This is a genomic window from Paenilisteria riparia FSL S10-1204, from assembly GCF_000525995.1.
In the GTDB taxonomy this organism is placed as follows: Bacteria; Bacillota; Bacilli; order Lactobacillales; family Listeriaceae; genus Listeria_A; species Listeria_A riparia.
In genome coordinates this window covers 99346-111929 of the sequence record NZ_AODL01000006.1, presented here as the reverse complement: position 1 = coordinate 111929, position 12584 = coordinate 99346, and the positions used below count along the sequence as shown (strand labels likewise).

The following is a 12584-nucleotide window of genomic DNA, read 5'->3' as shown; positions in this document are numbered from 1 at the left end:
AAGGAGTTCCCATCAACGGGAACTCCTTTTTTCTAAAAAACCTTAGCAATAGACGCACGTTTTTTATCATTCAATTTCTTAGTTTCATCTTTTAGCAATGCTTCTTCAATCTGCTCTAATGTGTAACCTCGTGTTTCGAACACAAAGCTCTTGACGAAGAAGGCTGCAGCTATACAAACCAACCCAAAGCTGATAAATAATGTTACATCACCAATCTTTGCTTCTAAAACAGGGAAGCTGACGGATACAGTCCAGTTGGCAACCCAGTTCACTAGTGAAGCGATACCAACTGCTAACCCACGAATTTTTAATGGGAAAATCTCGCCAATCATCACCCACATGACAGGTCCCCAAGTGGCGCAGAAACTAGAAATATACGTAGCCAAGAAAATAAATGTGAAGAGATGGAATCCTGCTTTATCTCCTTCTAAATGAAACGCCGCAGACAGAGCAAAGAACGAAAGCCCCATACCAATAGCGCCGAATATCAAAACTTTTCTCCGATCAAAACGATCCATCAACGACACCGCGACTGCTGTTACAATAACATAAAAGATACCTAAAAAGATTTGCGTGCGTATCGCAGAAGCAGCATCCGTACCACCGCTCATTAAAATACGTGGCGCATAATAAAATACCGTATTACAGCCCATCCATTGTTGCAAAATAGCCAAACCAAATGCCGCAACAACTGCTGGACGAACCCATTTTGAAAAGACATCTTTCAATCGACCTTTTTCTTGATGACTCTGTTCTTCAATCTCTAAAATTTCAGCTTCCGCTTCTGACTTAGTTCGAATGTTTAACAAGATATTTTCAGCTTCTTCTCGTTTCCCAACTTTCACTAAGTATCGCGGTGATTCTGGCAATAAAACTCCACCGATAAAAAGAACAAGTGCCGGTACTGCTGCAAAACCTAACATTAATTCCCATCCGATAGGAGATAGGCGCCAAACATAGTTCGCGATATAAGCAAGCAGCATCCCAATCATAATCATTAACTGATTCAGTGAAGATAAGCTTCCTCTTTGATTCGCAGGTGCCAATTCGGCAAGATACATCGGAACAAGTGCGCTAGCTCCACCAACGGCAATTCCTAAAAACATACGAGAAATAATCAAGAACGAAACATTAGGAGATAACGCACTACCCAAAGCCCCAACTAGAAAAATAAGTGCTGTCAGAATAACCATTTTCTTACGGCCATATCTATCAGATAACGGTGAAATCAATACGGCCCCAACAACCGCGCCAATCAAAATACAGCTTACGACAAATCCTATTTCCGCATTACTTAAGTGAAGTTCTTCTTGAATAAGAATCTGTGCCCCAGCAATGACCCCGGTATCATAACCAAATAATAGTCCTCCTAACGCACCGAAAAAATAAATTAAATTCTTTGATAGTCTCATGTACTCATTTCCTCCTTTAATGTTAAAAAATCAATATTGCTTCCGCTTTCCATTTCGTTTATAGTGAAATAACGAGGAGGGAAGAATATGACAAATGAATTCGAATTGATTGCGCATAATAAAGTCCAAGATATTTATGTTTTTCTAATTGAGATGCATTATCGTAGCACGCACTTACATATGGACATCGAAATGGTCTATCTACTAAGTGGTTCGCTAAACATTACGACAAATAACAAAAAAATCAAATTGAGGCAAGGCGACTTCATTGTTTTAAATTCCTGCCAATTACATGAGTTACATTCGAAAAATGCTGCATTATTATTGATTTTTCAGTTTTCTCCAAAAATCTTTGAATCTTTTTTTCCGAAAATTAATGAGGTGTATTTTGACACAAAGCCTATAGCTTTAAAGGATTCTGAAATTGGGAACCATTTATTAGCCAATCTTTTAGCAGCTAGCCAAGCCTATTTTCAAGAAGAAGAGCATTTTCCGCTACTGTGTCATGGCTTTTCCGCTATTATCATGTTCGATTTAATGAAACTCATTCCTCACAAACAAATGAAGGAAGAAACAAAAAGTCAACTGCTTTTAAAGCTGGAAAGAATCAAGCGAATAAGCGATTACATTTCAAAAAACTACCAACAAAAACTACTACTTTCTGATATTGCCAAAAAAGAAGCGTTATCCAGCACTTATTTATCTCATTTTTTTCATGAAAATTTTGGTGTAACGTTCCAAGAATATTTAAATCTCATCCGATGTGAAAAGGCACAGTATATGTTGATTCATACGGAAAGTACACTTTTAGCCATTTGCGAAGCTTGTGGTTTTTCGGATGTTCGTTATTTAAATAGCTCCTTCACACGTTTTTATGGAGTAAGCCCCAAGCTGTTTCGAACCCAGCAACAAAGCTGCATCAATCAAGTGACTGCCGCAGAACAAGAAATCATAAATAAACAATATATTTTTTCAAAAAATCAAAGCCTTGAGAAAATCAACCAATTACTCCAGCCACTACTTAGCACTTATGAAAACTACTAAGTTGCGGTTGCTTTAATTATTTCTTCATTCCCCCTTTTAACTCTTTCAGGTTAGCGCTTACAACTGCTGTATAAGTGTATCTTATCATTTTTATTTTTAGTTTTCACACAGGATTTTGTTTTCAGGAACAGACTATCTTGCTGTCTGGAATAATGATGCGACTGAAAATTAGTGAGGCATATAGGCAAGAAAACAGGATTCCCCTTGATAATGATAGAGAAATCCTGTTTTCTTAAGACCAAATAAAGGCAACGAAATTATTCAAGAAATGTGCGAAAATAGTTAGCTCCAGCCGCTTTGTTTTGTACAAAATTCCACCAAGCGCAATACCTGGAATCAAATAAAGCAGAAAACTAACCCAATCTGTAGGTACGTGGGCTGCGCAAAATAGCAAACTACTCACAATCCAGCCAAGCCACAAACGACTCCGAAAAAGTTGCTGCATCAAGAATCCTCGGAAAATAATCTCTTCCACAAATGGCGCTATGATAACGATAGAAAGAAAACTTAGCAACCATGAAGCGTTCTTATAAACATCTTCTAATAGCATTTCGTTTTGTGTCGTTGTATAGGAAGTGTAGCTTTGCCCAATATAGTCAATGAGTGAACTAAGAGCGATTGCAATACCCATCACTACTGCAGCGAAGACGAAGCCTTTCCAACTGATTTTTGTCCATTTGAAAAACTGAATGTTTTGGAATTTTGCGATGATAAGTGTTAGCAACATTGCCGCAAGCCCTAGTAGTTCGCTATGCCAACTGACTGACATGCTAAGAAAATCGCTCCCAGCTAGCACGTCCCAGAGAATGCTAACGAGTTGGAAAATAAGTGACAGCCCCATATACACCAAGAAAACCCAAATGATTGTCCATATTTTAGGTTGCCCTTGTTCGGTGGGAATATTGAATTCTTGCATAGTTACACCCTCCCATAGAGATATTATAATGTATCATATCATTAACACCCCCTGAGCTCCAAATACAAATGCGACTTCGGATGTAGCAATTTTCAGTCCGTAGCCTATCGTTAAAAAAATGAATGCTCGTTATAATGAATCTATCAACTAAACAAAAGGGCGTGAACGACATGAAAAAAGGGATTTTCGGTCTAGTATCGGCACTGCTAATTATGTTGCTAGTTGGCTTACAAGCGCAGCAAACAGCAGTACCAACAAACACAACACTGCTACATATCAATCAGCAAAAAGAGCCGGCAACAGCTCAAATCTTAGACGTTAAAAACTAATCGGCTCGATAAGGCGATTTCATATAGATTTTAATCATGCTAACTTTAAAAACGTTGATATAAAAAATTTGGAGGTTATTACAATGAACAACTTTTTCAAGTACTTATTTACAATTATCTTAGTCATTATCGGACTTAATATTCTATTCAAGGTTATTGGTATTACGCTTCACTTCTTATTCCCATTAATCGGTATCGCCATTGTTGCTTACCTGCTATATCGCATTTGGGGCAACCCGCGTAACTGCCGTCGCAACACGAGCAAAACAGATCGTTACGATTGGTAATTCGGATGTAAATTTATATACTCATTTAAAACTCCCTAGGTTTTAAATTTTAAGGATGAGATTTTCAGTTGATGTAAAAGTCAATGGAGGGCTCATCCTCTTTTTTGTGTGGAGTTGTATCCGTTGTAATGCGTCGAGAAAAGCCATAAACTAAGTAATGAGGAGGCGATTAATGTGAGTAAGAAAACGTGGAGTCGGTTAGGAAAATTGACAGTTGTCGCATTAGTAGCAAAATTGGTCTTAACATCGAAAAGACGACGGGTGAAATAGCACAAATAAGGGGTTGGAAATACAGCGATTCATTTATATTGCGAATTTAGAAAAAGCGCTCCAAATCGCTATGGGTCTATGCTATAATAACAACAACGATTACTAGAAATGGAGTAATGAGATGAGAGACGGACTGGATTTATTGAAGCAAGAACGATGGCGTTTTATTGACCAAACAACAGTACAGGTGGCGTTTGACGCGTTGCAGTCATTTGCGACGGATGATACGCTGTGTCGCTCGGTTGGGAGTCATATGTCTCCGCCGACGACACGAGCTTGGGTGCATTATAATACGATTTCGATGGGAATTCAGGATTCGAAATTGCCCGATATACAGAAAGGAATAGCTTATTTTAAGGAGCAAGGATACCGTGCTGTTGTACGGAACTCTGGTGGTTTAGCGGTTGTGCTTGATCCGGGAGTGTTGAATTTGTCGCTTGTTTTTCCTGATGTGGATAAGGGTATTGCGATTGATCGGGGCTATGAGACGATGTTTGCGCTGATTAAGCATATGTTTCCGCAGTATTCACACAAGATGGAAGCGCGGGAAATTGTCGGCTCCTATTGCCCAGGAAGCTATGATTTGAGCATTGATGGGAAGAAGTTTGCCGGGATTTCACAACGCCGAATGGCAAAAGGGGTCGCGGTGCAGATTTATTTAGCGGTGAACGGTGATCAGCGGCAACGTGCGGAGTTGATTCGCGAATTTTACCGAATTAGCGGGAAAGATAAGCAAGATAAATATACATTTCCAGATGTGGTGCCAGAAGTGATGACGACTTTGTCGGAGCTTTTTGGTGAGAAATTATCGGTGAATGATGTGATGGTGAAGTTATTGAATGCATTGTATCATTTTGCGGAGCATTTGGAGTCTAGTCGTTTGATGGGCGATGAGTTGGTTTGGTACCCAGAGTATTATGAACGGCTTATTTTGAGAAATGATAAGGTCTTGAACACATGAAGGACTAGAGAAAGGGTAGATGGCTTGTGACTTATTTAGAGACGAGATTACCTGAAGTGAAAGTTTTTAAAGACCCGGTGCATCGGTATGTGCATGTGTCGGATCAGATTGTGTGGGATTTGATTGCAACGAAGGAGTTTCAGCGGTTGCGCCGAATTCATCAGTTAGGAACGACTTCTTTGACTTTTCACGGGGCAGAGCATAGCCGGTTTAATCATTCGTTAGGTGTTTATGAGATTACGCGCCGAATTGTGGAGGGGACGTTTGCTAAAGAGATTCAGTGGGATAATGAGGAGCGCTTGGTAGCGTTGTGTGCTGCGCTGTTGCATGATTTAGGGCATGGACCGTTTTCGCATGCGTTTGAGAAGGTGTTTAGCACGAATCACGAACATTATACGATGGCGATCGTGACGGGAAATACGGAGGTTCGGATGGTGTTAGAACGTGCGGGAGCTTTGTTTCCAGAGAAGGTCGCGGCGGTTATTAATAAAACATACCAAAATCAGACGCTGGTCAAATTGATTTCAAGCCAAATTGACGCGGACCGGATGGATTATTTGTTGCGGGATGCGTATTATACTGGCGTCAGCTATGGGAATTTTGATATGGAGCGAATTATGCGAGTGATGCGGCCAAGTCCAGATGGAAATGGCGTGATTATTAAGCAGTCGGGGATGCATGCAGTGGAAGACTATATTGTGAGTCGTTACCAGATGTATCAGCAGGTTTATTTTCATCCGGTGAGTCGGAGTGCTGAGGTGCTTTTGTGGAAAATTCTTGAGCGTGCGCAACAATTATATGAACAAGGTTATCATTTTGAACAGACGCCAGTACAGTTATTGCCGTTTTTAAAGCGTGATGTTTCGTTAGATGAGTATATTGCACTGGATGATACGGTATTGATGTATTTCTTTTCTGTGTGGCAGTACGAGCAGGATTTGATTTTGAGTGATTTGTGTAGCCGCTTTTTGAATCGCCGGTTATTGCAATATATCACGTACGATTCGAAAGAGGACGCAGAGCTTTATGCGAAATTAAAAGGCTTGCTTGAGAAGGCTGAAATTGATCCCGAGTATTATTTAGTGATAGATTCGACGTCCGATTTGCCATACGATTTGTACGAGCCAGAGGATGTTGGTGGGAGGTCTCCAATTCAGTTATTGATGCCAAATGGTGAATTGCACGAGCTATCGACGGAATCCCCAATTGTAGAAGCTATCGGTGGCAAGCGCCGAGTAGATATTAAACTATACTACCCACTAGATTTTATCGAAAGTGGACGGATTAGCGCCCCAATTGCGGAAGATATCATTGGCTTAATACATGCACATTCACTGAAGGACTACAAAAAAATAAAAAAAGCACACCGAAGTAGCGGCTGTGCTCAGTCTATAGAGAATTATATTTGAAACAAAATTGAGGATTTTTAGATGTCGGATTTGCGCACGCCGCCAACACCGTAGTCTGTTTTCTTCATTTCTTCTAGGATGACGTGGATGTTTTCTTTCGAAGCTCCGAGATTTTTGGAGACAGCATCTGTGACGTCCTGTACGACGGCTTTCTTTTGTTCGTCTGTACGACCTTCTAAAAATTTAATTGTTACGAAAGGCATGTAATTCACTCCTAAGTATTGATTTAATGAGTGTATTATAACATAATTAGTAGAGTAATATGATGATGAAGGAGATTTTACATGGAGAATTTTTTAGCTTACTCGTTGCAGGATTTGCCGTATGTTATCGTGACGCTGTTGATTGCTTTTACGATTCACGAGTTGGCACATGCTTGGGTAGCGCTATTGTTTGGTGATGATACGGCGAAGAATGAGGGACGAATTACGTTTAATCCGATGAAACATATTGACCCGATTGGCTTTATTTTTGTTATTATTGCTGGGTTTGGTTGGGCTAGGCCAACGCCTGTTAACACATATAAAATGAAGCACCGCCGAGTTGGTAGTGTGGTCGTTAGTTTGGCTGGTCCGGTGAGTAATTTATTGCTTGCGTTTATTGGAATGGGACTTTACTTTTTATTTCTGCAGATGGATGTTTCGTATTCGCAGATTGTCCTGCATTTCTTTGATTTATTTGTATCGTTGAATGTGATTTTGTTTATTTTTAATTTGTTGCCATTGCCGCCTTTGGATGGCTATCATATTGTAGCGGAGTTCTTGCCACTGAAATGGCGCTTGAAGGTGCAGGCGTATGAGAATTATGCACTACTTTTCTTTTTTAATTTTAGTGATTACGCCGCTTTCGAGATATACGATTACGCCGATTTTTAATACATTGATTCCTTGGATAACGAATGAAATGGCGAGTTTTTATTATTTTGTTTTTCAAATATGATGTTTGTGAATTTATATGGAGGGACTTTTGCGCGTGAGTAGTAAGGAAAAGACGGCTGTTAGATTGCGTTTGCGAACGATTTCTAAGCAGGAGACGGTGGAAGAGCGTTCGGAATTGAACGTGTCGGGTGTGTTTTATTTGGATCATGCGACAGGGAGTCGGTACCTTCATTATGAGGAGGAACAAGAGGCTGGCGTTATTCGAACGGTGCTTAAGATTACGGATAAGGAAGTTCTGTTGATGCGCAGTGGCGCTGTGAGTATGCGGATGCACTTTTTTAAGGAGCGAAAGCGAAGCACGGTAAGTGTGGACTATGGTGTTGGCAAGCTGGTGATGGAATCGGAACTTTTGAATATAGAAGAGGTTTATGAGGACGGCGAACTTTTTGCTGGGAAAATTGATTTTCAATATGAGTTATTAGATAATGGCGTGAATATTGGGCTGTTTGATGTCTCGATGATTTTGGAGGAGGATAAGGAATGAATGTCAGTCAAAAGAGTCAACAAGATTTAATTGCAATCATTAAGAATGCGGTAGTTGGTGCGCTTGGTTTGGGAGCGGCGGACGTACCTGCGATTTTATTAGAGGTTCCAAAGGATAAGCAACATGGGGATTATTCGACGAATGTGGCGATGCAGCTGGCTCGTGTTGCGAAGAAGGCCCCAAAAGTGATTGCAGAAGCGATTGTAGGCGCGATTGGTGAGAATCATACGATTATTAATAAGGTGGAAATTGCTGGCCCTGGTTTTATTAATTTCTATTTGAATAATGCTTATTTGACGGCGCTGGTGCCTGTGATTATGGATGCGGATATGGCGTATGGCGAGAGTAATACGGGACAAGGTAAGAAGTTTCAAATTGAGTTTGTATCGGCGAATCCGACGGGAGATCTCCATTTAGGGCATGCGCGTGGTGCGGCAATCGGAGACTCTTTGGCAAATATTTTGGCGATGGCGGGTTATAATGTGTCGCGAGAATATTATATTAATGATGCGGGAAATCAGATTCAAAACTTGGTTTTATCAACGGAGGCGCGTTATTTGGAGGCGCTTGGTGTAGACGCAGAATTTCCTGAGGATGGGTATCGCGGTGCGGATATTATCAATTTAGGGAAGCAATTGGCAGAGAAATACGGCGATGAGTTCGTGAATGCGGACATAGACGCGCGACGTGATGTTTTCCGTAAAGAGGCTTTGGCATTTGAAACGGCGAAATTACGTGATGATTTAGCGGAGTTCCGTGTGCATTTTGACAACTGGTTCTCGGAGACCACACTTTATGAGAACGGTAAAATTATGCCTGCGCTCGAGAAGTTGCGCGCGAATGGATATATTTTTGAAGAAGAAGGCGCGACTTGGTTGCGGACAACGGAATTTGGCGATGATAAGGACCGTGTTTTGATTAAATCAGATGGCACGTATACGTATTTCTTGCCGGATATCGCGTATCATTTGGATAAGCTGGAGCGTGGCTTTGATGTGCTTATCGATGTTTGGGGCGCGGATCACCACGGTTATATTCCAAGAATGCGTGCAGCAATTCAGAGTTTGGGCTACAGTCCGGATCATCTGGAAGTTGAAATTATTCAGCTCGTTCATTTATATGAGAACGGGGAACAAATAAAAATGAGTAAGCGTACAGGTAAATCAGTGACAATGCGTGATTTAATTGAAGAGGTAGGCCTTGATGCGACGCGTTATTTCTTTGCGATGCGAAGCTCAGATACACATATGAATTTTGATATGGGCTTGGCGAAATCGACTTCTGCGGAGAATCCAGTGTATTATGTGCAATATGCGCATGCACGGATTTCGAGTATTTTACGTTCTGGTGTGGAGCAAGGTTTTGCGCTTAGCAAGGATGCGAACTTAGCTTTGTTGAACTCAGAAGCGGATTATGATTTGCTGAAAGTGTTAGGTGAATTTCCAGATGTAGTAGCTGAGGCTGCTGAAAAAAGAATTCCACACCGGATTGTGCGTTTCTTGAATGATTTAGCAGCGGCATTCCATCGTTTTTACAATGCGAATAAGGTGCTGGATAGTGAGAATAAAGAAGTATCAGAAGCTCGTTTGGCTTTGATTAAGGCAACACAGATTACGTTGCGCAATGGACTTACGTTACTAGGTGTTTCGGCGCCAGAAAAAATGTAGAACATGGATGAAAAAATATAGATCGGGGTTTTGCCAATTATGCGATATATCATTTTCATAAGCATTATTTTTGTCTTCTTGGTTATTGCTACTGCGGTTTTATACAACATGCAGCTGGGCTCTATCCCGATTTTATTGCTTGCGATTTTCCTTTTTTATCTTGCGTATTGTGTGTTGAGGAAGTTGTAAATATGGCTTTATTCGTTTCGATGTGATAATTTTATTGTGTTTGGCGTGATTTACATGTAGAATAGATAGAGTCAGAAAAATTGTAGTGGAAATCATTTTTTATTATAGAAGGGGCGTGCCAGCTTTGGATTTAAGCCAATTGACGAAAGAAGAGCGTGACGAGTTATCTTTGATTGAAGTGGCGCACTATGTTCTTGAAACGAAAAGAGAAGTAATGCCATTCCAATCGATTGTGGATGAGATTACGAAGTTTCTAGGGTTAAGCGACGATGAAATGAGAGATAGACTTGTTCAATTTTACACGGATATGAATATTGAGGGGAACTTCATTTCTCTTGGTAACAATACGTGGGGATTGCGCGCGTGGTACCCGATTGATGCGATTGATGAAGAAGTTCAAACGCAGACGAAAACGAAGAAACGTAAATCGGACGATGAAGACGACGAAGATATCGATGAGGACATTCTTGATGATGATATTGAGTATGAAGAAGACGATGGTGTAGAAGAACTTGGGGAAGAAGAAGTTATTCTAACGGACGGTCTTGTTGATGACGATGAAGATCCAGTAGAAGACCATTTGCCAGACGGAATCGAAGGCGACTTGACGACGGTTGAGGACGACGAGTTTGCTGATGAATTCGAGGATGACAAATAATTTTCAGATGCCTGCTACGATTTGTGGCAGGTTTTTTATAAAATAATTTTATCCTTTGTTTGCAGGCGCTGAGGACGGTTTCACAAAATAAAGGGTTGACTTATTCGCGCTATCTATGTAATATTTTATTTGGGCTCCTTTTTATAAGGACGGATATAAATATTGCGCTCCCTTACTTTGAAAGATGAGTAAGAGGGGCGTTTTCTTTTTGTGTAGCCAAAGCATGAATGTGGTTTTGGTGATTTTCTTTTTTAGCAATGTTTTTTTGCAAGTAAAGGTTCTCCACCCCGAAAAAAATAATTTCGATAAGGCGAAAGGAGTAGAATTTAGAACAATGACAAAGTATATTTTTGTGACAGGTGGCGTCGTTTCATCGATTGGTAAAGGGATTACGGCTGCTTCACTGGGAAGACTACTGAAAAACCGAGGTCTTAGTGTAACGATTCAAAAATTTGATCCTTACATTAACGTCGATCCGGGGACAATGAGCCCATATCAACATGGTGAAGTTTTTGTAACAGATGATGGTGCAGAGACGGATTTGGATTTGGGTCACTATGAGCGTTTTATCGATATTAATTTGAATAAGTACAGCAATGTAACTACGGGGAAAGTGTATTCCGAGGTTATTAAGAAAGAGCGTCGTGGTGACTATCTTGGTGGTACAGTCCAAGTTATTCCGCATATCACGAACGAACTGAAAGACCGGGTTTTCCGTGCTGCGCGCATGACGGATTCGGATATTATCATTACCGAAATCGGTGGAACGGTTGGGGATATTGAGTCATTACCGTTTATCGAAGCCATTCGCCAAATCAAGAGCGATGTCGGCGCTGAAAACGTGCTTTACATTCACACAACGCTTATTCCTTACATCAAAGCTGCTGGTGAAATGAAGACGAAACCGACACAACATAGCGTGAAAGAACTTCGTAGTTATGGAATTCAACCGAACATTATCGTTGTGCGTACGGAACAACCAGTTTCTCAAGAGATGAAAGAGAAGATCGCGCTGTTTTGTGATGTGAGAGCTTCGGAAGTTATTGAGGCTCGTGATGAGGAAACGCTATACAACGTGCCGCTTTCCTTACAAGCACAAAAAATGGACCAAATCGTGTTGGATCACTTGCAGTTGGAGGCTCCAGCTGCGGATATGTCCGAATGGCAAGAACTTGTGCATAAAGTGAAGAATTTGACGAAAAAAGTACGTATTGCTTTAGTCGGAAAATATGTTTCGTTACCAGATGCGTATCTTTCAGTAGCAGAAGCATTGCGTCATGCGGGTTATGCGAACGATGCAGAGCTGCAAATCGATTGGGTAGATTCAGAAGAAATTACATCTGAAAATGTGAATGAAAAACTTGGCGAAGCTGATGGAATTCTAGTCCCTGGTGGTTTTGGCGATCGCGGTATTGAAGGCAAAATTACAGCGATTAAATTTGCACGTGAAAACAAAGTACCTTATTTCGGTATTTGTTTAGGTATGCAGTTGGCAACGATTGAGTATGCTCGTAATGTCATGGGCTTAGAAGGCGCGAACTCTGCGGAAATCGAGCCAAAAACACCACACGCTATCATTGACTTATTACCAGAACAAAAAAATATTGAAGATATGGGTGGCACATTGCGCCTAGGCCTTTATCCAGCAAGAATTAAAGAAGGAACAAGAGCGGCGGAAGCTTATGGCAGTACTTTAGTAGAAGAACGCCATCGTCACCGCTATGAGTTTAACAATGAATATCGCGAACAGTTGGAAAATGAGGGAATGACTATTTCTGCTACAAGTCCAGATGGTCGTTTGGTTGAAGTTGTGGAAATTACGGATCATCCATGGTTTGTTGCGTGTCAATATCACCCAGAATTTATTTCGCGTCCAAATCGTCCGCAAAGCTTGTTCAACGCTTTTGTTGCAGCATCTTTAAATAACTAAAAATTAAAAGTCCGAACTTGTGTGAATTATCGCGAGTTCGGATTTTTTCTTGACTTTAACTTTTGCTTGTTATACTATATATATAACAGT

At 40.7% G+C, this 12584-nt stretch carries 12 protein-coding genes and 1 pseudogene; 10 read left to right on the top strand and 3 right to left on the bottom strand.

The features are described from left to right. Positions 1-32: 32 nt before the first annotated feature. Positions 33-1412 carry a sugar porter family MFS transporter gene (locus tag PRIP_RS04280; protein ID WP_036099721.1) on the bottom strand — a complete coding sequence of 460 codons (1380 nt, stop codon included), beginning with the start codon at positions 1410-1412 and terminating at the stop codon, positions 33-35. Positions 1413-1499: 87 nt separating this feature from the next. On the opposite strand from PRIP_RS04280, the gene PRIP_RS04275 reads away from it, so the two are divergent. Beyond that, positions 1500-2456, top strand: a complete 957-nt coding sequence (locus tag PRIP_RS04275; RefSeq protein WP_052008709.1) for an AraC family transcriptional regulator — start codon at positions 1500-1502, stop codon at positions 2454-2456. A gap of 232 nt (positions 2457-2688) precedes the next feature. Here PRIP_RS04275 and PRIP_RS16110 read toward each other — a convergent pair whose 3' ends face one another. Continuing rightward, a complete protein-coding gene (locus PRIP_RS16110; RefSeq protein ID WP_052008708.1) occupies positions 2689-3372 on the bottom strand; it encodes a CPBP family intramembrane glutamic endopeptidase in 684 nt (227 codons plus the stop codon). Positions 3373-3542: 170 nt separating this feature from the next. Between PRIP_RS16110 and PRIP_RS17100 the strand changes: the two genes are divergently transcribed. From PRIP_RS17100 to PRIP_RS04255, 4 genes are all read left to right on the top strand, one after another. Further along, on the top strand, positions 3543-3701 hold the full coding sequence (locus tag PRIP_RS17100; RefSeq protein WP_159101513.1) for a hypothetical protein: 159 nt from the start codon (positions 3543-3545) through the stop codon (positions 3699-3701). Between the two features lie 83 nt (positions 3702-3784). Further along, on the top strand, positions 3785-3988 hold the full coding sequence (locus PRIP_RS04265; RefSeq protein ID WP_036099719.1) for a hypothetical protein: 204 nt from the start codon (positions 3785-3787) through the stop codon (positions 3986-3988). Positions 3989-4379: 391 nt separating this feature from the next. Further along, positions 4380-5219, top strand: a complete 840-nt coding sequence (lipL, locus tag PRIP_RS04260) for a lipoyl-[GcvH]:protein N-lipoyltransferase (RefSeq protein ID WP_036099718.1) — start codon at positions 4380-4382, stop codon at positions 5217-5219. Between the two features lie 26 nt (positions 5220-5245). Beyond that, positions 5246-6628 carry an HD domain-containing protein gene (locus tag PRIP_RS04255; RefSeq protein ID WP_077912896.1) on the top strand — a complete coding sequence of 461 codons (1383 nt, stop codon included), beginning with the start codon at positions 5246-5248 and terminating at the stop codon, positions 6626-6628. A 17-nt stretch (positions 6629-6645) separates the two neighbouring features. Here PRIP_RS04255 and PRIP_RS04250 read toward each other — a convergent pair whose 3' ends face one another. Next, positions 6646-6867, bottom strand: coding sequence for a 2-hydroxymuconate tautomerase (locus PRIP_RS04250; RefSeq protein WP_241434084.1), 222 nt, complete (start codon positions 6865-6867; stop codon positions 6646-6648). Positions 6868-6912: 45 nt separating this feature from the next. Here PRIP_RS04250 and PRIP_RS04245 point away from each other — a divergent pair. The 5 genes and pseudogenes from PRIP_RS04245 to PRIP_RS04225 all read left to right on the top strand — a co-directional run bounded on the left by PRIP_RS04245 (position 6913) and on the right by PRIP_RS04225 (position 12494). Further along, positions 6913-7567, top strand: a pseudogene (locus PRIP_RS04245) (site-2 protease family protein). 27 nt (positions 7568-7594) lie between these two features. Continuing rightward, positions 7595-8050: a YwiB family protein gene (locus PRIP_RS04240; protein WP_420912107.1), complete on the top strand. Its 456-nt coding sequence runs from the start codon at positions 7595-7597 to the stop codon at positions 8048-8050. Then, positions 8047-9717 (top strand): arginine--tRNA ligase, encoded by a 1671-nt coding sequence (gene argS / locus PRIP_RS04235; RefSeq protein ID WP_036099712.1) that lies wholly within the window; start codon positions 8047-8049, stop codon positions 9715-9717. The genes PRIP_RS04240 and argS overlap by 4 nt, the downstream gene beginning before the upstream one ends. 313 nt (positions 9718-10030) lie before the next feature. Further along, a complete protein-coding gene (gene rpoE, locus PRIP_RS04230; RefSeq protein WP_036099710.1) occupies positions 10031-10564 on the top strand; it encodes a DNA-directed RNA polymerase subunit delta in 534 nt (177 codons plus the stop codon). 334 nt (positions 10565-10898) lie between these two features. After that, positions 10899-12494 carry a CTP synthase gene (locus PRIP_RS04225; protein WP_036099807.1) on the top strand — a complete coding sequence of 532 codons (1596 nt, stop codon included), beginning with the start codon at positions 10899-10901 and terminating at the stop codon, positions 12492-12494. Positions 12495-12584: the final 90 nt, after the last annotated feature.

What these genes read in the sequence shown, in the direction of transcription:
- PRIP_RS04280 (WP_036099721.1), bottom strand. Translation starts at nt 1,412, where the DNA reads ATGAGACTATCAAAGAATTTAATTTATTTTTTCGGTGCGTTAGGAGGA.
- PRIP_RS04275 (WP_052008709.1), top strand. Translation starts at nt 1,500, where the DNA reads ATGACAAATGAATTCGAATTGATTGCGCATAATAAAGTCCAAGATATT.
- PRIP_RS16110 (WP_052008708.1), bottom strand. Translation starts at nt 3,372, where the DNA reads ATGCAAGAATTCAATATTCCCACCGAACAAGGGCAACCTAAAATATGG.
- PRIP_RS17100 (WP_159101513.1), top strand. Translation starts at nt 3,543, where the DNA reads ATGAAAAAAGGGATTTTCGGTCTAGTATCGGCACTGCTAATTATGTTG.
- PRIP_RS04265 (WP_036099719.1), top strand. Translation starts at nt 3,785, where the DNA reads ATGAACAACTTTTTCAAGTACTTATTTACAATTATCTTAGTCATTATC.
- lipL (WP_036099718.1), top strand. Translation starts at nt 4,380, where the DNA reads ATGAGAGACGGACTGGATTTATTGAAGCAAGAACGATGGCGTTTTATT.
- argS (WP_036099712.1), top strand. Translation starts at nt 8,047, where the DNA reads ATGAATGTCAGTCAAAAGAGTCAACAAGATTTAATTGCAATCATTAAG.
- PRIP_RS04225 (WP_036099807.1), top strand. Translation starts at nt 10,899, where the DNA reads ATGACAAAGTATATTTTTGTGACAGGTGGCGTCGTTTCATCGATTGGT.